Below are 22,294 nucleotides of genomic sequence, written 5' to 3' on the forward strand. Positions count from 1 at the left end.
GGTGTGTTATATATGAAAACGATAGGGCTTATAGGTGGTATGAGTTGGGAATCGACTTCGGAATATTATCGAATTTTAAATGAAGAGATAAAAAGTAAATTAGGAGGATTACACTCAGCAAAATGTTTGATTAATAGTGTGGATTTTGAAGAGATTGAACGATTCCAGTCTAACGGGGATTGGGATGGAGCAGGAGAAGTATTAGGGAATGCGGCGTATTCATTGCAGAAGGGAGGAGCAGATTTTATAATCATTTGCACAAATACAATGCATAAAGTAGTGGAGAAAATAAAAGAGAATATTAACATCCCCGTATTACATATTGCTGATACTACTGCAAAAGAAATTAAAAGAAAAGGTATTCAAACGATTGGTCTACTTGGAACGAAATATACAATGGAGCAAGATTTCTATAAGTCACGTATAGAAGAGAATAATATAAAAGTAATAGTGCCAGTAGAAAAAAATAGAGAAAAATTAAATGAAATAATTTATACAGAATTATGTTTAGGAAAAATAACATCGCAATCTAGAGAATATTATAAAAGAGTCATAGAAGAGCTAGTGCAAAAAGGAGCACAGGGAATAATTTTAGGTTGTACAGAAATAGGATTATTAATAAAGCAGGAAGACGTATTAGTTCCGATATTTGATACAACTTTTATACATGCAATGGAAGCAGTAAATGTGGCTTTAGAAAATAGATTATAATTATATTATGTAAACTTAGTTCGTGTATGTGGAAAACATTCAGAAAATATTTTATAATGTAAGTGGTTACATTTAAGGGGGATGCGTATGTTTTCAGTTCAACCAATCGCATTTGTACATAATGAAAGAAAGGAAATAAAAGATGACGAATGGGGAGAAGTAAGATCCTGTATTACTTTAACTGAATTGTATACAGAGGAAAGTATACAAGGGATTGAAGAATTTTCTCATATTGAAGTTGTTTTTTATTTTCATAAAGTAACGGATGAACAAATTCAATATGTTGCTAGACATCCTAGAAATAATAATGATTATCCTAAAGTAGGCATTTTTGCACAGCGCGGGAAAAATCGCCCGAATCGCTTAGGTGTAACAATTGTAAAAGTGATAAAAAGAGACGGTAAATCAATTATTGTTGAGGGATTAGATGCTATTGATGGCACCCCTATATTGGATATAAAGCCGGTAATGAAAGAGTTTATGCCGAAAGAAGAAATTCTACAGCCTAAATGGGTAACGGATATAATGAGACAGTATTGGAAGGGGAATGGAGTAAAATGAGAATATATGAGGCAACAATTGCAGATTTAGATGGACTAGCATCAGTTTTTAATAACTATCGTATGTTTTACCGACAAGATTCCGATTTAGATGGTGCAAAAGTATTTTTACAAAATCGTATCGAGAGAAAAGAATCCGTTATTTTCGTAGCAGTTGAAGACGGTGAATATATTGGATTCACGCAACTATATCCATCATTTTCTTCCATTTCAATGAAAGAATTATGGATTTTAAATGATCTGTTTGTACAAGCCGCGAAGCGCGGAACTGGAACAGGTAAAAAATTATTAGAAGCTGCTAAAAAATTCGCATTAGAAAATGGCGCAAAAGGTGTAAAATTACAAACAGAGATTGATAATTTATCAGCACAGCGATTATACGCTGAAAATGGTTATTTAAGAGATAATCGTTATTTCCATTATGAATTAACATTTTAAAAAATGTAAGATTAAAAGAGACGTTTTCAAAATGAAAACGTCTCTTTTAAATTGTATTATAGTTGATTTAATATCCAGTTTGTTGCATCTTCAAAGTTTTCTGCAATGTAGTTTGGCTCAATATGTGCCCACCTGTCTCGGTACGTATGTAAAGCATCGTATCCAGCGCCTGTTCGTACTAATATTGTTGTCGCATTCACTTTTTCACCTGCCACAATATCAGTCCAACGATCACCAACTACAGCACATTGTGTTAAATCAAGCCCATGTTTTTCCGCTGCTTTTAGAAGCATGCCTGTACTTGGTTTACGGCATTCACAACCATCACCATGTTTGTGAGGACAAACGTAAATATCATCAAAACCGAAACCTTTTAATTCTTGTACAAAATCAGCTACAGTCGCTATTCCATCCGCGATACCTGGTTGATTTGTGAAAGAGAAAATTTTTATATTTTGAGCTTTTATTTTTTGCAGAGCTGCTTTTGTAAAGGGGAATAATGTAAAAGAACCAGGGTAATGTATTGTAGTGTCGCCGCCAATTGTACCGTCACGATCAATGAAAATTGCTTTAATGTTTGTCATATTTATAGTCCCTTCAAGTGAAAAGTAGTTTAAAAATGTTTTACAAATCGATATCCATTTACTTCATAACCTAATTTTTTGTAAAAAGGATGTGCTTCTACTCTTTTTGTTCCACTAACTAGCCATGTTCCAATGCAATGATGCTTCTTTGCTAATTGTTCTGCATAATCCATTAACACCTGTCCAATGCCTTTCCGCCGTATTGTAGAATCGACGCTAATAATTGAAATTTCTCCATAACGAGTTACATCTTCTAAATTTTCGCGTATACGAAACCCGAGTAATCCAAATATAGTTTCTTCTTCCACATAAACATATAAAAAATCAAAAGGACTCATTTGTACGAATTGCAAGCGGTTGTTCATATCTTCATAGGAAATAGAGGAACCTTTTAATTCTTTCGTTAAAGAACAAAGTGCATCTATATCATCTACCGTCGCTTCACGAATTTGAAAAGACATATTATTCACTCCAATAAAATGTAATCAAACATTTAATATTCTGTTAAAAAATGTTTTTTCCTGCTATGAAAATAAATATTTTATAATGATATATAGATAGTTATACTTCTTCATTTTTATTTATTACCAGCTGTAATTGCCGGGATTATTTTTATAGTATGGATTGGTTGGATTGTATTTTTACCATAGAAAAAGAGCCGAAAATGGCTCTTTTTCTAATCTGTCACACATTGATAAATAAAATATACTAAAACGAGTATGCTTGCGGCAGAATACATGACATCTAAAGTCATTTGGTCGCCTCCTTATTGTTGTTGTATTTTATTGTATTGTATGAAATCTTACAATTTCATATTCAAGTGAAAAATATGTGAACGTTAACAAAATTGTAAAGTGCAAAAATTACAATCATTTTGTATAATAGAAGAAACAACCGTTATATAAAGTGAAACTTTAATCAGTGGGGGTTTTCTTCATCCCCACTGATTATTAGCCTTCACCAATCGGGCTTTTACGGGCAGTTGATCCCCTGCCTAACTTCTTTGCCTTTACTGAATTTTGAGGTGGTGGGGGTCTTACTTACCCGTTAATGCGGGATAAAATATAATGAGTGAAAGGGGAGGGAACATAAATGCCAAATTGGTTTAGAAAAACCTTAGTCGCATTAATTACCGTATTTACATTTGGTTTAGTGACGCCTCCTTCCATATTGCTTGATAATGCCAAAGCTGCGGACAAGCCTACGAGTACAGCTGGGCAACAAAATTTGGAGAGTACGTCCTATACATATGAAGAAACGAATGACAGGTTAACCACCGATACTTTTATTACTTATGCAATGCAAGAAGCAGAGAAGCAGTCGATGCAAAAGTTTGGAACTAAAATTGGTCCAGTAATTGAAGATGAGTTTAAAGATGTAATATTACCGAAAATTGAAGAGGCAATTGCTGAGCTTGCAAATGATGTTCCAGAGGAGTCGTTGCAATCATTATCGATTTCTCAGAAACCCGCTGGTGGAAATAATGAAAAGATTTTTCACGTTTACGATACGAAATCTGGAAATGACTTACTACGATTTCATGTAAGAAGAGATCATCCACCGCAAGATGGTTATTATTTCAATTTCCATTATCATCGTTTTGATGATGGATACTCTGGACATCATGAACTAGGAAATATTTATTGGAATACGAATGTACCGCCAAAATGGCTTTCTTAAAAAGAACAAGAGAAAATCTTGTTCTTTTTTTGTTGATAAAAGGGTAAGACAACTATGTTGTTGAATAACATATGTTTAGGAAAAAAGAAGAAAAGGGAGTATGGAAATGCAAAAATATATTGTTTTTGACTTTGATGGCACATTAGTAGATTCACAAAATATATTTGTACCGATCTATAATCAAATAGCTGAAAAGCATGGTTATAAAACAGTAAGGGAAGAAGAAATTGAGCATTTACGTAAATTAACGATGCCCGAGAGATGTAAGCAACTCGATGTACCACTGTATAAACTACCGATATTAGCGTTAGAGTTTTATAAATTATATCAACCAGCTATAAAAGATCTCGTTTTGTTCCATGGGATGAAGGATGTATTAGATGAATTACATAAAAAAGGCTACGGGATTGCCGTCATATCCTCTAACTCAGAAGAGCATATTCGAGCGTTTTTACATAATAATGGTATCGAAAATATTCAAGAAGTGTATTGTTCTAAAAATTTGTTCGGTAAAGACAAAATGATAAAAAGGTTTTTAAAATCAAAAAAAATAACAGAGCAAGAAATGTTATATGTCGGTGATGAACAGCGAGATGTAGCAGCGTGTAAAAAGGCTGGTGTGAACGTAATTTGGGTATCTTGGGGATATGATGTCATTGAAACAGTGAAAAAAGATGCACCAGATTATATGGTTCATACGCCTATGGAAATTGTACAAGTCGTACAAGGGGCACATTCTTAATATGAATACACTTCGAGCAGGTATTCATCATATTGAATTTTGGGTCGCGAATTTAGAGGAGTCTATTTCTTTTTATGATAAATTGTTTTCGATAATTGGATGGAGAAAGTTAAATGAAGTAGCATATAGTACGGGAGAAAGTGAAATATATTTTAAAGAGGTGGACGGGGAAATTGTAAGGACTTTAGGGCCTAGACATATTTGTTATCAAGCTACTCGTAGAGAAATAGTTGATGAAGTAGCAGATTTTCTTGCTAGTACAAAAGTGAAGGTAATACGTGGTCCGATAGAAATGAATCATTATTCGGACGGATACTATACGGTTGATTTTTACGATCCGAATGGATTTATTATAGAAGTAGCGTATACACCAAATGTAGAAATGTAAGGGGAATAAACATGAAGACAATTGCAGCACGGCAAAACAATATACAAATAGTAAAGGATGCAGCAAATATTGAAGAAATTTCTAAAGGTTTCTCACCTGATAAAAAATATATCATTACGACTATTAAAGATGAAAAGTATTTGTTACGGACAGGCGATATAAAAGAGTTTGAAAGAAAGAAAATAGAGTTTCAAATTTTAAATGAAATGCAAAAACGTAGTGTGCAAGCACAAAGGCCAATTGAAATGGGTTTGTTGGAAGAAGAAGGTTTATGCTACGGTGTTTTTTCGTATATAGAAGGAGAAGATGCGAAAAAATTGTTGCCTACATATACACTAAAAGAACAATATGATATTGGTATAGAAGCAGGAAAAGATTTAGCAAAAATGCATACATATGAAGCTCCTAAGGGTATACTTCCATGGTATGAAAGAGCCATGAAAAAACATCGAAAATATTTAGAGGCATACAAAACATGCGGAATAAAAATAAAAAATGATGATAAAATCATTAAGTTTATAGATGAAAATGAAATGTATGTACAAAACCGCCCAAATCGATTTCAACACGATGATTTTCATTTAGAAAATATAATTGTGCGGGATGGGAAATATGTAGGTGTTGTTGATTTTAATGGTTATGACTGGGGCGACCCACTTCATGATTTTGTAAAAATTGCACTATTTGCAAGAGACATTAGTATTCCGTATTCAATCGGACAAATAGAAGGATACTTTAATAGGAGAATACCAGAGGAGTTCTGGAAATTATATGCGGTGTACGTCGGCATGACAGTTTTCTCATCAGTTGTCTGGACATTACGAGCAGCACCGCATATGTTAGATGATATGTTAGAGCGTCTTACTATAGTTTTAGAGGATCATAATAACTTTGAGTTATCGAAGCCGATTTGGTTTCAATCAGATAAGATTGATATGAAATAGAAAAGATAGGTGTAATTCGCACCTATCTTTATTTTTTACCATCAAAATACTTATTTAATTTTCTTAAATATAAGCGGCTGAGTACTTAACGTAGCTGGCACATGTAACTGAAGGGATGGAAATTCACCACTCACACTCATTTCATAAGCGAATAATAAACTCATTTTCATTCGGAATAAGTCAACTTTTGCAGAGAAGATGTCGTAATGATGATGTGTTAATTGAATGTCCATTTCCATGAATTGCACAAATAATGAATCATCTCGCTTGTATACTTGTAATGTTCCGTATGCAGGATGTTCGAAAGTACCAGTATAATCCTCTAATTTGTGAGAAGGTGTAGTCCCTTTAATTTGCTCAGGAAGGGATTCAGTTGCTTCTTTCATCATTTCCTTCATTTTTTCAGTATCTTCTACAGCACGTTTATGCCAATCGATGCCTTCTAATTCAAGTAGCTCGTCATAAATTTGGTTAGCAAGATAAGTAGGAAGTAATGTGCCTCCAGCATTCGTTAAAATGACAAGACCTACATTTTCTTTTGGCATGAATGAAACAAGTGCCGAAAATCCATCAATATTACCGCCATGATGAATCACTTTGTTACCACGATAAGCGCTAATAAACCAACCGAGGCCGTAACTATTTAATGGAGATTCAGGGAGTGATAGAACTGGTTGATCTGGAATTGAATTGTGTGGTGTATACATTTGTTGTAATAATTCAGAGGAGATTAATTCATGATCTCCAAACTTTCCTTTGTTTAAGTGAAGAAGTACCCAATTTACCATATCTTCAATTGTAGAATTAATACACCCAGCAGCGCCAACTGTATCGATGTTACGGAATGGAACTTCTTTTATTTCACCGTCTTTTTCAATGTAAGGTAAAGCATAATCCTCTGTAATTTGTGAATCTGTAACAGAGAAGTTTGTATGCCTCATATTTAAAGGTTCTAAAATATGTTCTGTAGCGTATTGCTCCCACGTTTGATTTGTAATGTTTTCAACAATGCAGCTAATTGTCGCATACATTAAGTTGTTATATAAAAATGCTGTTCGGAACGGTGCATCAAGTGGTAAATGTTTTATTTTTTCAACGAGATCTTTTCGAGATAAGGAAGAGCTGTACCAAAGAGCATCATGACGACTCACTCCAGTGCGGTGAGAGGCTAAATCCCGTCCTGTAACTTGTGAGGTAGCAAGTAGTTCACATAAAGAGAAGTTAGGTATATAAGACTGGACAGGAGTATCCCAATTAAACTTTTTTTGCTGTGCTAACAAGCTTAATGAAAGTGTGCCAAAAGCTTTCGTTGAGGAACCGATTGCGAACCGGGTGCTCGGTGTAACAGCCTCTTTTGTTTCTATATTTCGATAGCCGAAACCTTCTGAAAGAATAACTTCACCGTCTTTTATAACAGCTACAGCAGCACCAGGAACTTTTAAATCCTTCATCATTTTTTCAACCGTAGTTTGTAACGAAGTCATAACAGGAGTTTCAATTTTAGACATAATTCTAACCTCCAAATTTAAATTTTGTCCTACCGCACTATACTTTCGGTAATAGAAAATGAAAACCTTTTTAAATATGGAAAGTTAATAATTTTGTAAGAATTACTGAAAATAATTTTTATTTATCAAGATTATTAAATTTGTTGTTTTTCATGTTATGATAAATTTCATATAAGATTGAAAGAAGGTTTTTCTACATATGAAACATGCTGAATATGAATACTTAAATTTATGCCGCCATGTAATGGAGCACGGTACGAAGAAAGAAGATCGTACAGGGACAGGAACTGTATCTGTATTTGGATATCAAATGCGTTTTGATCTGAGTAAAGGATTTCCTTTATTAACCACAAAGAGAGTACCATTTCGCCTTGTAGCAAGTGAACTACTTTGGTTTATGAAAGGTGATACAAACATTCGCTATTTATTGCAGCATAATAATAACATTTGGAATGAATGGGCATTTAAGAGCTGGGTAGAAAGTGACGAGTATACTGGGCCTGATATGACAGATTTCGGTCTTCGCTCACAACAAGATGAGGAATTTAAAGTGCAATATGATGAGCAAATGGACCTATTTAAAAAGAATGTTTTAGAAGATGATGATTTTTCGAATAAATATGGCTACTTAGGAGACGTATATGGCAAGCAATGGCGTGCTTGGAAAACGACGGCTGGTGAAACACTGGATCAACTAAAAGATGTAATTGAAATGATTAAAAAAACGCCAGATTCACGTCGCTTAATCGTTTCTGCTTGGAATCCTGAAGACGTACCGAGTATGGCATTACCGCCTTGTCATACGCTATTCCAGTTTTATGTAGCGGACGGAAAACTTTCTTGTCAGCTATATCAAAGAAGTGGCGACATCTTCCTTGGAATTCCATTTAACATCGCAAGTTATTCACTACTAACACATTTAATTGCACATGAATGTGGTCTTGAAGTAGGAGAATTTGTTCATACAATTGGAGATGCGCATATTTATACGAATCATTTTGAACAAGTAGAAAAACAATTGGCACGTGAACCACGTCCGTTCCCGAAACTTACATTAAATCCAGATGTGAAATCTGTGTTTGATTTTGAGATGGAAGATTTAACGATTGAAGGATATGATCCACACCCAGCGATTAAAGCACCGGTTGCAGTGTAATTGTAGAGGAGATGACAAGATGATTGTTTCATTTATGGTCGCAATGGACGAGAATAGAGTAATTGGTAAAGATAATAACTTACCTTGGCGTTTACCGAGTGAATTACAGTATGTAAAGAAAACAACGATGGGTCACCCACTTATTATGGGGAGAAAGAACTATGAAGCAATTGGTAGACCATTGCCTGGAAGACGTAATATTATTGTAACTCGTAATGAAGGGTATCATGTAGAAGGCTGCGAAGTAGCTCATACTGTAGAAGAAGTGTTTGAACTATGTAAAAATGAAGAAGAGATTTTTATTTTTGGCGGAGCGCAAATTTATGATCTCTTTTTACCGTATGTAGACAAGTTATATATAACAAAAATCCACCACGCATTTGAAGGAGACACATTCTTCCCAGAAATGGATATGACAAATTGGAAAGAGATTTTTGTAGAAAAAGGTTTAACGGATGAAAAAAATCCGTATACGTATTATTACCATGTATACGAGAAACAACAATAATAAAAAAAATTGATGTGAGTATTCGCATCAATTTTTTTTATTTGTATTTATAAATGTAAGTTTATAGATGGTATTCAATAGTGCTATAATGAAAGGTAGCATGTGAAAAATGCTAAAATTTTCAAAAGTATTAATATAGAAAGAGGAGGAGAATCAGTTGAGAAAAATATGGGGGATTCTTTTTCTTTGCTTAACATTCATGTTAGTTGGATGTGGTAAAGAAGAAAAACCACAAGAAGCGTTTGATACATATGTGAAATCATGGAATAAACAAAAATTTGCAGATATGTACGATCAATTATCAGAAAATGCAAAAAAAGATATTTCCAAGAAAGAGTTTACTGAGAAATATGAAAAAATTTATTCTGGTATTGAAGTGAAAGACTTAAAGGTAGAAACAGGGGAAGTAAAAGAAGATAAAAAAGATGAAGGCCCTGTTCCTTTTAAAGTAAGCATGGATACAGTTGGTGGTAAAATCACTTTTGGTCATGAAGCAAAAATGGTGAAAGAAAAAGATGGAGATAAAGAATCTTGGAAAATAGATTGGACACCTGATTTCATTTTCCCTGGCATGACAAAAGATAGTAAAGTGCGTATGCAAACGACAGAGCCAAAACGTGGTGAAATATACGATCGTAATGGAAAAGGTCTTGCGACGAATGGGAAAGCTTCTGAGATCGGAATCGTTCCAGAAAAATTAGATGAAACTGCACCGCAAACGAAAGAAGCAGTAGCTAAGTTGTTAAATATGTCTGTAGAAGAAATTGATCAAAAACTAACTGCTAAATGGGTAAAACCAGGGTATCTTGTACCAATTGGAATTTTACCTGAAGGGGCAACGCAAAATACGTATATTGATTTACCTGGTGTTGCAACAAAACCTGTAAATGTTCGTACATATCCGTTAGGGGAAGCGGCAGCTCATCTAACTGGTTATATCGGAAAGATAAATGCTGAAGATTTAAAAACGCTACAAAAGAAAGGCTACCAAGCTGATGAGCCAGTTGGTAAAGCTGGATTAGAGCAAGTATTGGAAGAAAAGCTACGCGGTAAAAAAGGTGGCCGTGTCTTTGTAGAAGATGCACAAGGAAAAGAAATTAAAAATTTAGCAAAAACAGAAGCTGTTGATGGAGAAAATGTAACTTTAACTATCGATAGTGCTGTTCAAGAAAAAACGTATAATGAAATGAAGGGCGAAGTTGGTTCAAGTGCGGCAATTAATCCGAAAAGTGGAGAAACAATTGCACTTGTAAGTAGTCCAGCATATGATCCTAATTTAATTGCACGAGGAACATCGAAAGCACAACGTGAAGCTTGGAATAATGATCCGAAAAAACCGATGACGAACCGATTTACACAATTATCGGTACCAGGTTCTGTATTTAAGCCAATTACAGCTGCAATCGGTCTTGAAACGAAAACGATTGATCCAAAAGAAGAATTGAAAATTGAAGGATTGAAATGGACAAAAGATTCTTCTTGGGGCAATTATTACGTAACACGTGTGAAAGATGCAAATCCGATTGATTTGGATAAGGCAATGAAATATTCGGATAATATTTACTTCGCACAAGAAGCTTTAAAAATCGGAAAAGATAAATTTATGAGTGAAGCGAAAAAATTCGGATTCGATGAGAAATTACCAATTGAATATGGATTCCCAGCTTCTAAAATCGCAAATGATGGTATTAAAAATGATATTCAAATGGCAGATACAGGATATGGTCAAGGACAAGTGTTAATGACTCCTCTTCATCTAGCTTTAACATATGCGCCAATTGTAAATGATGGAACAATTCCGTCACCATATATCATTAAAACAGATAAACAACCAAAAGCTTGGAAAGAAAATGTCATTTCAAAAGGAAATCAGGATATATTAAAAACTGCTATGACTAAAGTAATTAATGATCCGGATGGTACAGGGAAAATTGCTAAAATCGATGGTATGACCCTTGCTGGAAAAACAGGTACAGCGGAATTAAAAGTATCTAAAGAGGCCGAAGGAAAAGAACTAGGCTGGTTCGCTGCATTTGATTTAAATGCACCTGATATGGTCATTACAATGATGATTGAAGATGTAAAAGGTAGAGGTGGAAGTAACATTCCAGCTGAAAAAGTGAAACATATTTTTCAAAAATAAAGGTTGATGAAGGACTATCTCCATGAAATATGGAGGTAGTTTTTTATTTAGTTAACATTTTAAATGGAAATATATAATTTATAGATTACAAAACAACTTATTAACTTACGAAAAAAAAGTAGCTATTTTTTATTGACATGAAGCGAGAGATTTTGTATTATACTTACATAAGGTAAGTTATTTACTTTCGAATTATAAATCTCAAATTAAAGATAAAATTAAAGGGAGAGAATACAATGACAAAAGTACTATTTATCACAGCAAATCCAAATTCAGCAGAAGGTTCTTTCGGAATGGCAGTAGGAGAAGCTTTCATCGAAGCTTATAAAAACGAGCATCCACAAGACGAAGTTGTAACAGTTGATTTATTCAATACGACTGTACCAGCAATTGATGCAGATGTATTTGCTGCTTGGGGTAAATTTGCAGCAGGTGAAGGCTTTGAAACTTTAACAGGAGTTCAACAACAAAAAGTTGCAGCAATGAACACAAACTTAGAAACATTTATGCATGCAGATCGTTATGTATTCGTAACTCCAATGTGGAACTTTAGCTATCCACCAGTAGTAAAAGCATACTTAGATAACTTAGCAATCGCAGGTAAAACATTCAAATATACTGAAAATGGTCCAGTTGGCTTATTAGAAGGCAAAAAAGCACTTCACATTCAAGCAACAGGTGGCGTTTATTCTGAAGGAGCATACGCAGCTGTAGACTTCGGTCGTAATCACTTGAAAACAGTATTAGGATTCATCGGTGTAAATGAAACTGAATATATTGCAGTTGAAGGTATGAATGCTAATCCTGAAAAAGCACAAGAAATTAAAGAAGCAGCAATTGCTAACGCACGTGAATTAGCAAAACGTTTCTAATATAGAATACTTAAAAATGTCCAAACACTTGTTGTTTGGACATTTTTTCTTCTTTTTCCTTCGTTTGTCTAGTATAATGAAGGTCGGAATGATAATAGGTGGGGGTTCTGTATGATTCAAACTTTTTTTAAAATCTTTTATTTAATTTTAATTGTAATTGCGATTACACCGAGAATGTGGCGTCTTAAAAAACAAGTAAATACGATGTCACCGCAAGAAAAAGATAATGCTGTGTATAAAACGACAAATTGGTTTGGTAAAAAAATGGTACGTGTTGCTGGTGGGGCAGTAGAAGTAAAAGGGCTTGAAAATGTTCCGAAAGACAAGCCGGTACTAGTTGTAAGTAATCATCAAAGTAATATGGATATTCCTGTTTTACTAGGTTACTTAAATAAACCAATTGGATTCGTTTCAAAGGCAGAGATTAAGAAGTTTCCAGTTGTACCAACTTGGATGGAACTTATGAATTGTGTATTTATGGTTCGTAATGATCGTCGTCAATCTCTTCAAGCGATTAAAGATGGAATTGAACTATTAAAGAATGGACATTCTATCGTAATTTTCCCTGAAGGAACGAGAAGTAAGGGTGGCGAAATTGGAGAGTTTAAAGCTGGTAGTTTTCACCTAGCAGTAAAATCTGGTGTAGCAATCTTACCTGTAGCGTTAGATGGTACATATAAAATGTTTGAAGCGAATGGAAATCGTATGAAACGAGCTCATGCAACAGTAACGATTTCTAAGCCGATTACACCTGAAGAGTATGCGAATATGGATATTAAAGAATTAACGAAGCATACACAGGATGTTATCGCATCACAATTACATAAGTAATAAAAAAGGTTTCAGCTTTCATCAAGCTGAAACCTTTTTTATTACGCTGCAGGTAAGACGTAAAAGAGTACACAGAAGAACATCATTGCACTACCGCCTAAAACGAAGAGGTGCCAAATGGCATGGTTGAAAGGTAGCTTTTCCCAAAGGAAGAAGATTGCCCCGACTGAATATAAAATGCCACCTGCTAAAAGTAGTGAAAAACCATGTCCAGTTAGATTTTCGTAAAGTGGTTTAATAGCAACGATTATGAGCCAGCCCATAATGATGTAACATAAAGTTGATGCTTTTATAAAACGGCGTACAAAGAAAATTTTGAAGACAATACCGCCAATTGCAAGTGTCCATATAATTGCGAGTAACGTCCAACCTAAAGGTCCACGAAGTGTAATGAGTAGAAAAGGAGTATATGTGCCAGCGATTAATAAATAGATGGCTGAGTGATCTAAAATAGTAAATAATTTTTCTACTTTTGGATGGTGAATGCTATGTAGCAACGTTGAAAACAAGTACAGTAAGAACATGCTTACACCATAAACGGTAAATGCAACAACAGCAGATGCAGTACCATGTTTAGACGCATGAATAATTAATATAATTAAGGCAGGGATGCTTAAAATGGCACCGATACCATGTGTTATTGCATTTGCAATTTCTTCTTTCACAAAATGTGTCATTCGTGTCATTTTTTCAGTCATAATGCAAATCCTTTCTACTATCATAAAATAATATGTCATTTCCCTTACCATATCATACACAAGAGCAATAGAAAATGAAATTTGTATAATTGATTATATTTTTGAATTTTTTTGACAAAAGACGATGGATTTGTTGACGTTTTCAAACTTTTTTGACAAAATAAAATTATGCAATAGTAGGACAAGAAATCTACTAATAAAGGGGATGGGGAAATGTTTTCAAATATTGGCTTTCCAGGGTTAATTTTAATCTTAGTAGCTGTACTAATATTATTTGGGCCTAAAAAATTGCCGGAAATCGGAAAGGCTTTAGGGGAAACGTTAAAAGAATTCAAAAAATCAACGAAAGAATTGACTGATGACGCATTTCAAGAGAAGGAAAAGAAAGAAAAAATGTAATGGATTTTCCTCGTAATGGATAAGTAAAGTGTGGTGAACGAGATGGAAGATCGGGAAATGAGTGTAGTAGAACATATCGTTGAGCTTCGCAAACGAGTAATTTATACAGTGTTATCCTTTGTATTATTTTTAATTATTGGATTTACTTTTACGAAGGATATTTATTTTTGGCTTGTAAAAGATTTACCAATGAAATTAACTGTTCTCGGTCCAAGTGATGTATTGTGGATTTTTTTCTCGATTGCTACAGTATTTGCTATCGTTTGTACAATTCCTTTTGCTGCTATACAAATTTGGTTATTTGTAAAACCAGGTTTACATCCAAATGAACAAAAGATGACTGTAATGTATATACCGGTATTGTCTATATTATTTATTGCAGGTTTAAGTTTTGGATATTTTATTGTAATGCCGTTTTTATTTCATTTTTTAACTACGATAGGTAATGAAATGTTTAATACGATGTTTACGACAGAAAAGTATTTTCATTTTGTACTTAATTTAACAGTTCCATTTGCTGTGATTTTTGAATTACCTGTAGTGGTAATGTTTTTAACGAGTATTGGCATACTTACGGCGGAGTTTCTAATAAAAATAAGAAGGTATGCTTACGTAGCATTGATTATCATTGCCTCGTGTATATCACCGCCAGATTTTTTATCTCATAGTTTAGTTGCGGTACCGCTTATTTGTATTTATGAAATTAGTATTGCCTTATCAAAGATTGTTAGTAAGCGAAAAAAGAAAAGGGAAGAAGAAATACAGTCGAAAAGTGCCTCGTTATAAAGGCACTTTTTTAATTATTTGTTATACTATGGCTATAAACGTATACAATATAAAGAAGAAAAAAATAATAGAATCTCCAAAATTTAGACAAACTTTGCACCTTTATAAGTTTATACTGAATGTATTAAGCAATTTACGGATAACGAGATTCCCGTCTCACGTGATAATTAGGACGGGGGATGGATTAGGTGGAGATGAATAGAGAATAAATCTACTAACCATAAGGACTAAAGGGATCATCTAAGGATACTTTTGTATTCAAAGGAGTCTCCACTTTAAACAACGTGTTACAGCGTAAAGTAGAGGAAGTTCAAAATCCAATGAAAAAGAGGATTGATATTGTGATTACGAAAAGTTTTTATTTCACTCATTCAACAGGGGATTGTATTAAAATATTCGAAATCCCTGTCCTACAGGCGCAGCATCCATTATCGTTTCTAATTCAGTCTCGTCTTCAATTATTTATTGCAAAAATTCAAAAACAAAAGCACCCAAGATTTTCGTATTCTTTCCGTGAATATTTACAAAAATGTTTGAAGTGGAATGATTATTTAAATGTATATAAAACAAATACCCTTGAAAAAAACGCATAAATTAGAGCAGGACAGAGTCAGGAATACTCTGTCTTTTTATTTTAGGTATAAAAATATAATTAATTTGATGAAATTTCGTTCGAAATTGTTGAAAGCATTAGGAATGCTAGTATAATAACAAGGAGAGCGTATTGGAAAGGGAAGAAGGATAGTATGCAAAAAATTAAAATTGTAACAGATTCAACGGCAGATTTATCACAAGATGTAATCGAGAAGTATGACATTCATGTTCTACCATTATCAATCTCTGTAAATGGACAAACATATTTAGATCGCGTTGATTTACAACCTGATGAGTTTATTGAAGAAATGATTAAATCAGAGGAACTACCAAAAACATCACAACCAGCTATGGGTACATTTGTAGAAATGTATGACAAGCTAGGTGAAGATGGAAGTGAAGTACTTTCTATCCATATGACAAGTGGAATGAGTGGTACTGTTGCGACTGCAAATAGTGCTGCATCGATGACTGATACAAAAGTAACAGTTGTTGATTCACAATTTATTACACATGCTTTAGCATATCAAGTAATAGAATCTGCAAAAATGGCAAATGAAGGACGCTCACTAGAAGAAATTTTAAAACGTGTAGATGAAGTGAGAAAGAATACTCGTTTATATGTAGTGGTAGATACATTAGAAAACTTAGTGAAGGGTGGACGTATCGGTAAAGGAAAAGCGTTTATCGGTTCGCTACTTAATATAAAGCCAATTGCTAGCCTTGAAGACGGTGTTTATAACCCTGTAACGAAAGTGCGCAGTCAAGGCCAAATTGTAAAAACGTTAGCTAAGTTATTTGAGCAAGATACAGCAGGAAAAGTTGTAAAAGCTGTTGCGATTCCGCATGCAAAAGCAATTCCTTTAGCTGAAAGTATGAAAGCAGCTGTGGAAAAAGTGAGTGGATTTACTCAATCAGAAATTTTCTATACAACGCCTATTATTAGTACTCATACAGGTCCGGGTGCAATTGGATTTATGTATTTAGCAGAGTAATAAAAAAGCTACTTGAAAATATATTTCAAGTAGCTTTTTTATCCCGCATTAACGGACAGTAAGACCCTCACCTCAAAATTCAGCGAAAGCAAAGAAGTTAGGTGTGAGATCAACGGTCCGTAAATGCCCGATTGGTGAAGGCTAATAATCAGTGGGGATGATGAACAACCCCCACTGATTAAAGTTTCACTTTATGTGAATAGAAAGTAAGAAATGAGAAGGGCTATACAGGCGCTCCCGCTAATGATGTAGCGAGTCTGTAAATATTCATTCATAGAAAACACCCTTTATGATTTTCTATATTATATGATGGATATAGAAAATAAGTAGTTACATTACACTTGTAAAGTTTCGATTTTTTCTTGTACTTGTTTTTTATTTGTGTCGCTATTATAAGTAAAAGTTTGGCCTAAAAAGAGTACATGCAGTTGTTCCCACGGTAACATACGTAAATTCCAATTACTTCGAAGTTTTGTTATTGCCTCGCGAGGTGTTTCATCAGCAAGTGCAAAAGCTCCGTAATGCATTGGAATAAAATGTGTCGCGTTTAAATCTAAATAAGCTTGCACTGCTTCTTCAGGGGAAACATGAGATACTTTCATAAACCATTCTGGTTCATAAGCGCCAATTGGCATAAGAGCAATATCAATTAAAAAGCGCTTTCCAATCTCTTTGAAACCCTGGAAATAGCCGCTGTCGCCACAAAAATAAATGGTTTCCAAAGTCGTTTCATTATCAATAATCCATCCACCCCAGTGAGATGTATTCATGTCAAATAAGGATCTTCTCGTCCAGTGCTGAGCAGGTACGAAGTGAAAAGAAACTTCATTAATCGTCGTACTTTCCCACCATTTATATTCTTCTACATGCGTAAATTTCTTACGAGTAAATAATTTTTTTAATCCGATAGGTACAAGATATAGAACATCATCATTTAACTGACGAAGAGTTGAAAAATCTAAATGATCATAATGACCGTGTGAAATAAGGACTATATCAATTTTAGGTAGTTCTTGTATAGTAAGACCTGGTTCAGTAAGCCTCGGAACTAACTTTAATTTATTTGCCCATACTGGATCTGTTAATATATTAAGTCCATTCGTTTGGATAAGAAAAGTAGAATGGCCCACCCATGTGACTGTCGTTTTTTCAACATTGCTTTGCAAAAATGCATTTTGTTTAACAGGTGATTGTTCTACTAAAAAAGAAAAGTCTTTTTTGTTCAGCTTTCGTTCTTTACGCCATCTTAAAAAAGAAAGAATTGATTTTTTTGTACTGACATTATCCATATTTTCATAGCGCTTTGCCATGAACATCACCTCATTTAAAATCGTTGTAGTTGTATTGTACCGAAATGTTGTTAAGGAATACAGTGTATAACATGGATTAATGTTTAATTAATTGTTAAAAAATAGGGAGAGGTATTTACAATTTTAACATTGAGCTTTGTTTTGCGAATACGATTTAGAGAAATAATAGTGAAAAAACATATTTTGTCTAGTAATTCGCTTGAAATTAAGAAGTATCATACGTAAATTCGTACGATTTCGTGAACAAATGCAGTAAACAATTTTCTCGTAGTGTTAACTTTTGTTATGATGAGCATAACCTATTTAAATTTAGGATAGAGAAAAGAGGTTTATAAATGAAGCGTTATCAAAAACTAATTGGTCTTATGGTTGTATTTTGTCTATTTGTACTCGCTGGATGTAGTGGATCAGGCTCAAAGCTTCGTAAACCATTAAATTGGGATTTAGAAACTTTCCAATTCACAAATCAAGATGGAAAACAATTTGGTACAAAAGATTTAAAAGGGAAAGTATGGGTTGCAGATTTTATGTTCACAAACTGTCAAACAGTTTGTCCGCCAATGACTGCTAATATGGCAAAATTACAGAAGATGGCAAAGGAAGAGAAGTTAGACGTTCAGTTTGTCTCGTTTAGTGTAGATCCAGATCTTGATAAACCAGAAAATCTGAAAGCTTTCATTCAAAAGTTTACAGAAGATACTAGTAATTGGAATTTATTGACGGGTTATTCGTTAGAAGATATTACAAAGTTTTCAAAAGATAATTTCCAATCACTTGTAGATAAGCCAGAGAACGGTCAAGTAATACATGGTACATCATTTTATTTAATTGATCAAAATGGAAAAGTAATGAAAAAGTATAGCGGTATTAGTAATACACCGTACGAAGATATAATACGTGATATGAAGCGATTAGTGGATTAAAAATAAGGGTGCGTAGCACCCTTATTTTTTTACATTAGTCTATAGATAAAATGTCATGCTGTTGTGGAAGTTTCGGTGCACGAATTTCTAACACACCATTTTGATAGGAAGCTTTCGCTGCTTTTTTATTAATGGAATAAGGCAATTTAATCATTCTTGCGGCTTCTGAAATAGACCGTTCTCGGCGATAATAGTTATGAGATGTTTGTTCTTCTGCCTCTTCAAGTATTTCTTCTTTTACAGAGACTTTTAAGTATTCGGTTTGTATTTCAATTTGAATTTGCTCTTTTTGTATACCCGGTAGTTCAGCGGTAACAACGAGTTCTTCATCAACTTCATATAAATCTACAGGGAATGTTAATAAACGATTTCCTTTTTGGAAAAAATGATTCAAATCAGCGATTACATTGCGAAGAGGTGTTTGCTCAAAAAAATCATCAATTTGCTTTAAATAATTGCGAACCGGTGGACGAGAAGAATCTTTTTTTTCTTCACTCATGGTATTCCCTCCTAGAAATCAATTTGCAATATCATATGACAAAAGCGGAGAAAGGTGATTGCCTAATTTTCATGTTTTCATAAAAAAATGTTAAAAATGTGAAATGGAGTGATTTTTTTATAGTTTTTGGTCGCCATATTGAGTTGATTATGCTAGTATAAATAGGGTTGATATAGTAGTATAGAAACAGAATGAAAACCGAAAGAGGGTAAGAAGTATGTGTGGTTTTGTAGGATGTTTATGTGAAAACCCTAGAGAGTTTTCAGAAACAGAAAAACATCAATTTGAAAATATGAACACGATGATTTTCCACCGCGGTCCAGATGACGAAGGATATTTTCGTGATGAACATGTACAATTTGGCTTCCGCCGTTTAAGTATCATTGACTTAGAGGCAGGACATCAGCCGCTAACTTATGAAAATGATCGATATGTAATTATTTTTAATGGTGAAATTTACAATTATGTAGAATTACGCGAAATGTTACTTGAAAAAGGTGCGACTTTCGCAACGCAATCTGATACAGAAGTTATCATTGCATTGTATGCACATATGAAAGAAAAATGTGTAGACTATCTTCGTGGTATGTTTGCATTTATGATTTGGGATCGTGAAGAAAAGAAACTTTTCGGTGCACGTGACCACTTTGGTATTAAACCATTATATATCGCGCAACAAGGTGATACTACATTCTTCGCATCTGAGAAGAAAAGTATTATGCATGTAATGGAAGACAAAGGGGTAAACCCAACGTCACTACAACATTACTTTACGTACCAATATGGTCCAGAACCAGAAACATTAACAATTGATGTTAATAAAATTGAGCCTGGTCATTATTTCGTAAAGGAAATCGGTAAAGAGATGGAAATCCATCGCTACTGGAAGCCTTATTTCAATGCTTCAAGCGCAACGAAAGAAGAGCATATCCAAGCAATTCGTGATGTATTATACGATTCAGTAAAAGTACATATGCGAAGTGATGTACCAGTAGGTTCATTCTTATCTGGTGGTATCGATTCATCTATTATCGCTTCTATCGCAAGAGAAATGAATCCGAACCTTTTAACGTTCTCTGTTGGTTTTGAACAACGTGGTTTCAGTGAAGTTGATGTTGCGAAAGAAACTGCTGAGAAATTAGGCGTTAAAAACCATAACGTATTTATTTCAGCGAAAGAATTTATGGATGAGTTCCCAAAAATTATTTGGCATATGGATGATCCTTTAGCAGATCCAGCAGCTGTACCATTGTACTTCGTTGCAAAAGAAGCACGTAAACATGTAACAGTTGTTCTTTCAGGGGAAGGCGCAGACGAGCTATTTGGTGGTTATAACATTTACCGTGAGCCAAACTCACTAAAAATGTTCTCGTACATTCCTAGCCCAGGTAAGAGCGTTCTAAAAGCATTAAGCGGTGCTCTTAAAGAAGGATTTAAAGGAAAGAGCTTCCTAGAGCGTGGATGTACGCCAATTGAGGAGCGCTACTATGGAAACGCGAAAATCTTCCGTGAAGAAGAGAAAGCGGAATTAATGAAGTTCTACAATGAAAGTGTTAACTATATGGATATCACGAAACCATTGTATAACGAGATTAAAGATTATGATGATGTAAGTAAAATGCAGTACATTGACATGTTCACGTGGTTACGTGGTGACATTTTATTAAAAGCTGATAAAATGACAATGGCAAACTCATTAGAACTTCGTGTACCGTTCTTAGATAAAGAAGTATTCGATGTTGCATCTAAAATTCCAACTGAATTAAAGATTGCTAACGGAACTACGAAAGCTATTTTACGTGAAGCAGCACGCGGAATCGTTCCAGATCACGTGTTAGATCGTAAAAAACTTGGATTCCCGGTACCAATTCGTCACTGGTTAAAAGATGAAATGCATGACTGGGCTATAAATATTATAAACGAAAGTAAAACAGATCATTTAATCGACAAACAGTATGTATTAAACTTACTGGAAGCACATTGTGCAGATAAAGGCGATTATAGCCGTAAAATTTGGACTGTACTTGCGTTTATGGTTTGGCACCAAATTTATGTTGAGCATAAATACGATACGAATAAGTTCCACGAAGAAACAAAACGTGCGTATAGCTTAGTTTAATAAGAAAAACCTTAAGACCGCATATGGTCTTAAGGTTTTTTTTCATAAATAGAACGTATTATTGATACAATAATAGTAAAAGGATGGACAACATATGATTGCGTTTGAAAAAGTAACAGTAGAAAATGAAAGCGTTGTTAAAGAAATGTTCCGCTCGCATAATGTAAGTGAGAAACAGGTGCAGTATTGCGTAAAAGTTGATGATACATATATTGGTGTAATAGATTACAGTGTTCAAGAAGAGAGTGTAGTTTTATCTCAATTAATAATTCATTTTGATTATCAAAGTTACGGATATGGAACAAATACGTATTTTACATTTGAAGAGATGATGAAACAAAGAGGTGTGAAAGAGATAAAAGTGTTACAAAAGGAATTAACAGAACAAGCAAAAACTTTCATAGAGAGCTTTGGCTTTAATGAAGAAGATGGAACATACGTGAAGAAAATATAACGATGATTAGTAATGTGCTAAAATAAATATAAGGCAGGTGGATACATGATAATGACTTCTGGTCTTGTATTAATTGGAGGATGTTTTATTTTGGCAGAACTAAGCCATAAGTTCATTCGGAAAAGAGCTAGTAAGAAAAGAAAGCCGTACGAATTACAATATGTACCTGTGTTTTTTATTTTGTTTTGCATGCTTGTTACAGTACAAAATATTACTAATTTCCCGCCACTTTTGAACATTTTTTTAAAGTTCGGTTTGTTATACAGCGGTGTTGGAATGGGTCTTTTATTTATTTTATTTTGCATACGTTATATTCACTATCAATCGTATATATTTATTTTAAATTGGTTAAAGCAAGATGATAGAAACCGCCTTACATAAGGTGGTTTTTTATTTGTAATTGTAACGGAACTTGTACATTTTACATAAAATAGGACGAGTAGCAATGTAAA

Annotated in this window: 26 protein-coding genes; 20 read left to right on the forward strand and 6 right to left on the reverse strand. The window is 34.1% G+C overall.

The window, feature by feature from the left end; genetic code table 11:
- The first annotated feature begins 12 nt into the window (after window positions 1–12).
- The 3 genes from ACUN26_RS07815 (at window position 13) to ACUN26_RS07825 (ending at window position 1,709) form a co-directional block, all read left to right on the forward strand.
- Window positions 13–711, forward strand: a complete 699-nt coding sequence (locus ACUN26_RS07815; RefSeq protein WP_000848585.1) for an aspartate/glutamate racemase family protein — start codon at window positions 13–15, stop codon at window positions 709–711.
- 87 nt (window positions 712–798) lie between these two features.
- Window positions 799–1,272, forward strand: coding sequence for an SAM-dependent methyltransferase (locus ACUN26_RS07820; protein ID WP_000493241.1), 474 nt, complete (start codon window positions 799–801; stop codon window positions 1,270–1,272).
- The gene (locus tag ACUN26_RS07825; protein ID WP_001223858.1) at window positions 1,269–1,709 is read left to right on the forward strand and encodes a GNAT family N-acetyltransferase; all 441 of its coding nucleotides are present in this window, start codon (window positions 1,269–1,271) and stop codon (window positions 1,707–1,709) included. The genes ACUN26_RS07820 and ACUN26_RS07825 overlap by 4 nt, the downstream gene beginning before the upstream one ends.
- 56 nt (window positions 1,710–1,765) lie before the next feature.
- Here ACUN26_RS07825 and ACUN26_RS07830 read toward each other — a convergent pair whose 3' ends face one another.
- Together ACUN26_RS07830 and ACUN26_RS07835 are read right to left on the reverse strand one after the other, a co-directional pair.
- Window positions 1,766–2,293 carry an HAD-IIIA family hydrolase gene (locus ACUN26_RS07830; RefSeq protein ID WP_000181775.1) on the reverse strand — a complete coding sequence of 176 codons (528 nt, stop codon included), beginning with the start codon at window positions 2,291–2,293 and terminating at the stop codon, window positions 1,766–1,768.
- 29 nt (window positions 2,294–2,322) lie between these two features.
- Window positions 2,323–2,754, reverse strand: a complete 432-nt coding sequence (locus ACUN26_RS07835; RefSeq protein WP_000009794.1) for a GNAT family N-acetyltransferase — start codon at window positions 2,752–2,754, stop codon at window positions 2,323–2,325.
- Between the two features lie 631 nt (window positions 2,755–3,385).
- Here ACUN26_RS07835 and ACUN26_RS07840 point away from each other — a divergent pair.
- From ACUN26_RS07840 to ACUN26_RS07855, 4 genes are all read left to right on the forward strand, one after another.
- Complete coding sequence (locus tag ACUN26_RS07840) at window positions 3,386–3,973, forward strand: YpjP family protein (protein ID WP_001134417.1); 588 nt, start codon at window positions 3,386–3,388, stop codon at window positions 3,971–3,973.
- A gap of 106 nt (window positions 3,974–4,079) precedes the next feature.
- Window positions 4,080–4,715 carry an HAD family hydrolase gene (locus ACUN26_RS07845; RefSeq protein WP_001174984.1) on the forward strand — a complete coding sequence of 212 codons (636 nt, stop codon included), beginning with the start codon at window positions 4,080–4,082 and terminating at the stop codon, window positions 4,713–4,715.
- A gap of 1 nt (window position 4,716) precedes the next feature.
- The gene (locus ACUN26_RS07850; protein ID WP_001094652.1) at window positions 4,717–5,103 is read left to right on the forward strand and encodes a VOC family protein; all 387 of its coding nucleotides are present in this window, start codon (window positions 4,717–4,719) and stop codon (window positions 5,101–5,103) included.
- Window positions 5,104–5,114: 11 nt separating this feature from the next.
- Window positions 5,115–6,047 carry an aminoglycoside phosphotransferase family protein gene (locus tag ACUN26_RS07855; RefSeq protein ID WP_000848159.1) on the forward strand — a complete coding sequence of 311 codons (933 nt, stop codon included), beginning with the start codon at window positions 5,115–5,117 and terminating at the stop codon, window positions 6,045–6,047.
- Between the two features lie 50 nt (window positions 6,048–6,097).
- Here ACUN26_RS07855 and ACUN26_RS07860 read toward each other — a convergent pair whose 3' ends face one another.
- Entirely contained in the window at window positions 6,098–7,555 is a 1,458-nt protein-coding gene (locus ACUN26_RS07860) for a serine hydrolase (protein ID WP_000034327.1), read from the reverse strand.
- A gap of 199 nt (window positions 7,556–7,754) precedes the next feature.
- Here ACUN26_RS07860 and ACUN26_RS07865 point away from each other — a divergent pair, with 199 nt between their 5' ends.
- The 5 genes from ACUN26_RS07865 to ACUN26_RS07885 all read left to right on the forward strand — a co-directional run bounded on the left by ACUN26_RS07865 (window position 7,755) and on the right by ACUN26_RS07885 (window position 13,065).
- Window positions 7,755–8,711, forward strand: a complete 957-nt coding sequence (locus ACUN26_RS07865) for a thymidylate synthase (RefSeq protein WP_000679621.1) — start codon at window positions 7,755–7,757, stop codon at window positions 8,709–8,711.
- Between the two features lie 19 nt (window positions 8,712–8,730).
- Complete coding sequence (locus ACUN26_RS07870) at window positions 8,731–9,219, forward strand: dihydrofolate reductase (RefSeq protein ID WP_000637202.1); 489 nt, start codon at window positions 8,731–8,733, stop codon at window positions 9,217–9,219.
- A 157-nt stretch (window positions 9,220–9,376) separates the two neighbouring features.
- Window positions 9,377–11,362 (forward strand): penicillin-binding protein 3, encoded by a 1,986-nt coding sequence (pbpC, locus tag ACUN26_RS07875; RefSeq protein WP_001227254.1) that lies wholly within the window; start codon window positions 9,377–9,379, stop codon window positions 11,360–11,362.
- Window positions 11,363–11,598: 236 nt separating this feature from the next.
- Window positions 11,599–12,234 carry an FMN-dependent NADH-azoreductase gene (locus tag ACUN26_RS07880; protein WP_000170039.1) on the forward strand — a complete coding sequence of 212 codons (636 nt, stop codon included), beginning with the start codon at window positions 11,599–11,601 and terminating at the stop codon, window positions 12,232–12,234.
- Window positions 12,235–12,345: 111 nt separating this feature from the next.
- Window positions 12,346–13,065, forward strand: coding sequence for a lysophospholipid acyltransferase family protein (locus ACUN26_RS07885; protein WP_000616563.1), 720 nt, complete (start codon window positions 12,346–12,348; stop codon window positions 13,063–13,065).
- A gap of 41 nt (window positions 13,066–13,106) precedes the next feature.
- On the opposite strand, the gene trhA is transcribed toward ACUN26_RS07885, so the two are convergent.
- A complete protein-coding gene (trhA, locus tag ACUN26_RS07890; protein WP_000136879.1) occupies window positions 13,107–13,763 on the reverse strand; it encodes a PAQR family membrane homeostasis protein TrhA in 657 nt (218 codons plus the stop codon).
- A 213-nt stretch (window positions 13,764–13,976) separates the two neighbouring features.
- Here trhA and ACUN26_RS07895 point away from each other — a divergent pair, with 213 nt between their 5' ends.
- From ACUN26_RS07895 to ACUN26_RS07910, 4 genes are all read left to right on the forward strand, one after another.
- Window positions 13,977–14,162, forward strand: coding sequence for a twin-arginine translocase TatA/TatE family subunit (locus ACUN26_RS07895; protein ID WP_000492443.1), 186 nt, complete (start codon window positions 13,977–13,979; stop codon window positions 14,160–14,162).
- Window positions 14,163–14,204: 42 nt separating this feature from the next.
- Complete coding sequence (gene tatC / locus ACUN26_RS07900) at window positions 14,205–14,948, forward strand: twin-arginine translocase subunit TatC (RefSeq protein ID WP_000390131.1); 744 nt, start codon at window positions 14,205–14,207, stop codon at window positions 14,946–14,948.
- A gap of 341 nt (window positions 14,949–15,289) precedes the next feature.
- On the forward strand, window positions 15,290–15,541 hold the full coding sequence (locus ACUN26_RS07905; protein WP_000629011.1) for a DUF2535 family protein: 252 nt from the start codon (window positions 15,290–15,292) through the stop codon (window positions 15,539–15,541).
- 153 nt (window positions 15,542–15,694) lie between these two features.
- Window positions 15,695–16,537 carry a DegV family protein gene (locus ACUN26_RS07910; RefSeq protein WP_001169476.1) on the forward strand — a complete coding sequence of 281 codons (843 nt, stop codon included), beginning with the start codon at window positions 15,695–15,697 and terminating at the stop codon, window positions 16,535–16,537.
- A gap of 335 nt (window positions 16,538–16,872) precedes the next feature.
- Here the strand turns inward: ACUN26_RS07910 and ACUN26_RS07915 are convergent, their stop codons facing one another.
- Entirely contained in the window at window positions 16,873–17,847 is a 975-nt protein-coding gene (locus ACUN26_RS07915) for an MBL fold metallo-hydrolase (protein WP_001129605.1), read from the reverse strand.
- 335 nt (window positions 17,848–18,182) lie between these two features.
- Here ACUN26_RS07915 and ACUN26_RS07920 point away from each other — a divergent pair, with 335 nt between their 5' ends.
- Window positions 18,183–18,770: an SCO family protein gene (locus ACUN26_RS07920; RefSeq protein ID WP_000833349.1), complete on the forward strand. Its 588-nt coding sequence runs from the start codon at window positions 18,183–18,185 to the stop codon at window positions 18,768–18,770.
- A gap of 34 nt (window positions 18,771–18,804) precedes the next feature.
- Here the strand turns inward: ACUN26_RS07920 and ACUN26_RS07925 are convergent, their stop codons facing one another.
- Window positions 18,805–19,269: an Hsp20/alpha crystallin family protein gene (locus tag ACUN26_RS07925; RefSeq protein ID WP_001288081.1), complete on the reverse strand. Its 465-nt coding sequence runs from the start codon at window positions 19,267–19,269 to the stop codon at window positions 18,805–18,807.
- 217 nt (window positions 19,270–19,486) lie between these two features.
- Here ACUN26_RS07925 and asnB point away from each other — a divergent pair, with 217 nt between their 5' ends.
- From asnB to ACUN26_RS07940, 3 genes are all read left to right on the forward strand, one after another.
- Window positions 19,487–21,388 (forward strand): asparagine synthase (glutamine-hydrolyzing), encoded by a 1,902-nt coding sequence (gene asnB, locus ACUN26_RS07930; protein ID WP_000333815.1) that lies wholly within the window; start codon window positions 19,487–19,489, stop codon window positions 21,386–21,388.
- Between the two features lie 94 nt (window positions 21,389–21,482).
- A complete protein-coding gene (locus ACUN26_RS07935; protein ID WP_000559960.1) occupies window positions 21,483–21,842 on the forward strand; it encodes a GNAT family N-acetyltransferase in 360 nt (119 codons plus the stop codon).
- A 51-nt stretch (window positions 21,843–21,893) separates the two neighbouring features.
- Complete coding sequence (locus ACUN26_RS07940; protein WP_000200454.1) at window positions 21,894–22,223, forward strand: hypothetical protein; 330 nt, start codon at window positions 21,894–21,896, stop codon at window positions 22,221–22,223.
- Window positions 22,224–22,294 lie beyond the last annotated feature (71 nt).

The organism is Bacillus sp. WC2503, from assembly GCF_052682895.1.

Coding starts and splice junctions, on each gene's coding strand:
- ACUN26_RS07815 (WP_000848585.1), top strand. CDS start 13: ATGAAAACGATAGGGCTTATAGGTGGTATGAGTTGGGAATCGACTTCG.
- ACUN26_RS07820 (WP_000493241.1), top strand. CDS start 799: ATGTTTTCAGTTCAACCAATCGCATTTGTACATAATGAAAGAAAGGAA.
- ACUN26_RS07825 (WP_001223858.1), top strand. CDS start 1,269: ATGAGAATATATGAGGCAACAATTGCAGATTTAGATGGACTAGCATCA.
- ACUN26_RS07830 (WP_000181775.1), bottom strand. CDS start 2,293: ATGACAAACATTAAAGCAATTTTCATTGATCGTGACGGTACAATTGGC.
- ACUN26_RS07835 (WP_000009794.1), bottom strand. CDS start 2,754: ATGTCTTTTCAAATTCGTGAAGCGACGGTAGATGATATAGATGCACTT.
- ACUN26_RS07840 (WP_001134417.1), top strand. CDS start 3,386: ATGCCAAATTGGTTTAGAAAAACCTTAGTCGCATTAATTACCGTATTT.
- ACUN26_RS07845 (WP_001174984.1), top strand. CDS start 4,080: ATGCAAAAATATATTGTTTTTGACTTTGATGGCACATTAGTAGATTCA.
- ACUN26_RS07850 (WP_001094652.1), top strand. CDS start 4,717: ATGAATACACTTCGAGCAGGTATTCATCATATTGAATTTTGGGTCGCG.
- ACUN26_RS07855 (WP_000848159.1), top strand. CDS start 5,115: ATGAAGACAATTGCAGCACGGCAAAACAATATACAAATAGTAAAGGAT.
- ACUN26_RS07860 (WP_000034327.1), bottom strand. CDS start 7,555: ATGTCTAAAATTGAAACTCCTGTTATGACTTCGTTACAAACTACGGTT.
- ACUN26_RS07865 (WP_000679621.1), top strand. CDS start 7,755: ATGAAACATGCTGAATATGAATACTTAAATTTATGCCGCCATGTAATG.
- ACUN26_RS07870 (WP_000637202.1), top strand. CDS start 8,731: ATGATTGTTTCATTTATGGTCGCAATGGACGAGAATAGAGTAATTGGT.
- ACUN26_RS07880 (WP_000170039.1), top strand. CDS start 11,599: ATGACAAAAGTACTATTTATCACAGCAAATCCAAATTCAGCAGAAGGT.
- ACUN26_RS07885 (WP_000616563.1), top strand. CDS start 12,346: ATGATTCAAACTTTTTTTAAAATCTTTTATTTAATTTTAATTGTAATT.
- trhA (WP_000136879.1), bottom strand. CDS start 13,763: ATGACTGAAAAAATGACACGAATGACACATTTTGTGAAAGAAGAAATT.
- ACUN26_RS07895 (WP_000492443.1), top strand. CDS start 13,977: ATGTTTTCAAATATTGGCTTTCCAGGGTTAATTTTAATCTTAGTAGCT.
- tatC (WP_000390131.1), top strand. CDS start 14,205: ATGGAAGATCGGGAAATGAGTGTAGTAGAACATATCGTTGAGCTTCGC.
- ACUN26_RS07910 (WP_001169476.1), top strand. CDS start 15,695: ATGCAAAAAATTAAAATTGTAACAGATTCAACGGCAGATTTATCACAA.
- ACUN26_RS07915 (WP_001129605.1), bottom strand. CDS start 17,847: ATGGCAAAGCGCTATGAAAATATGGATAATGTCAGTACAAAAAAATCA.
- ACUN26_RS07920 (WP_000833349.1), top strand. CDS start 18,183: ATGAAGCGTTATCAAAAACTAATTGGTCTTATGGTTGTATTTTGTCTA.
- ACUN26_RS07925 (WP_001288081.1), bottom strand. CDS start 19,269: ATGAGTGAAGAAAAAAAAGATTCTTCTCGTCCACCGGTTCGCAATTAT.
- asnB (WP_000333815.1), top strand. CDS start 19,487: ATGTGTGGTTTTGTAGGATGTTTATGTGAAAACCCTAGAGAGTTTTCA.
- ACUN26_RS07935 (WP_000559960.1), top strand. CDS start 21,483: ATGATTGCGTTTGAAAAAGTAACAGTAGAAAATGAAAGCGTTGTTAAA.
- ACUN26_RS07940 (WP_000200454.1), top strand. CDS start 21,894: ATGACTTCTGGTCTTGTATTAATTGGAGGATGTTTTATTTTGGCAGAA.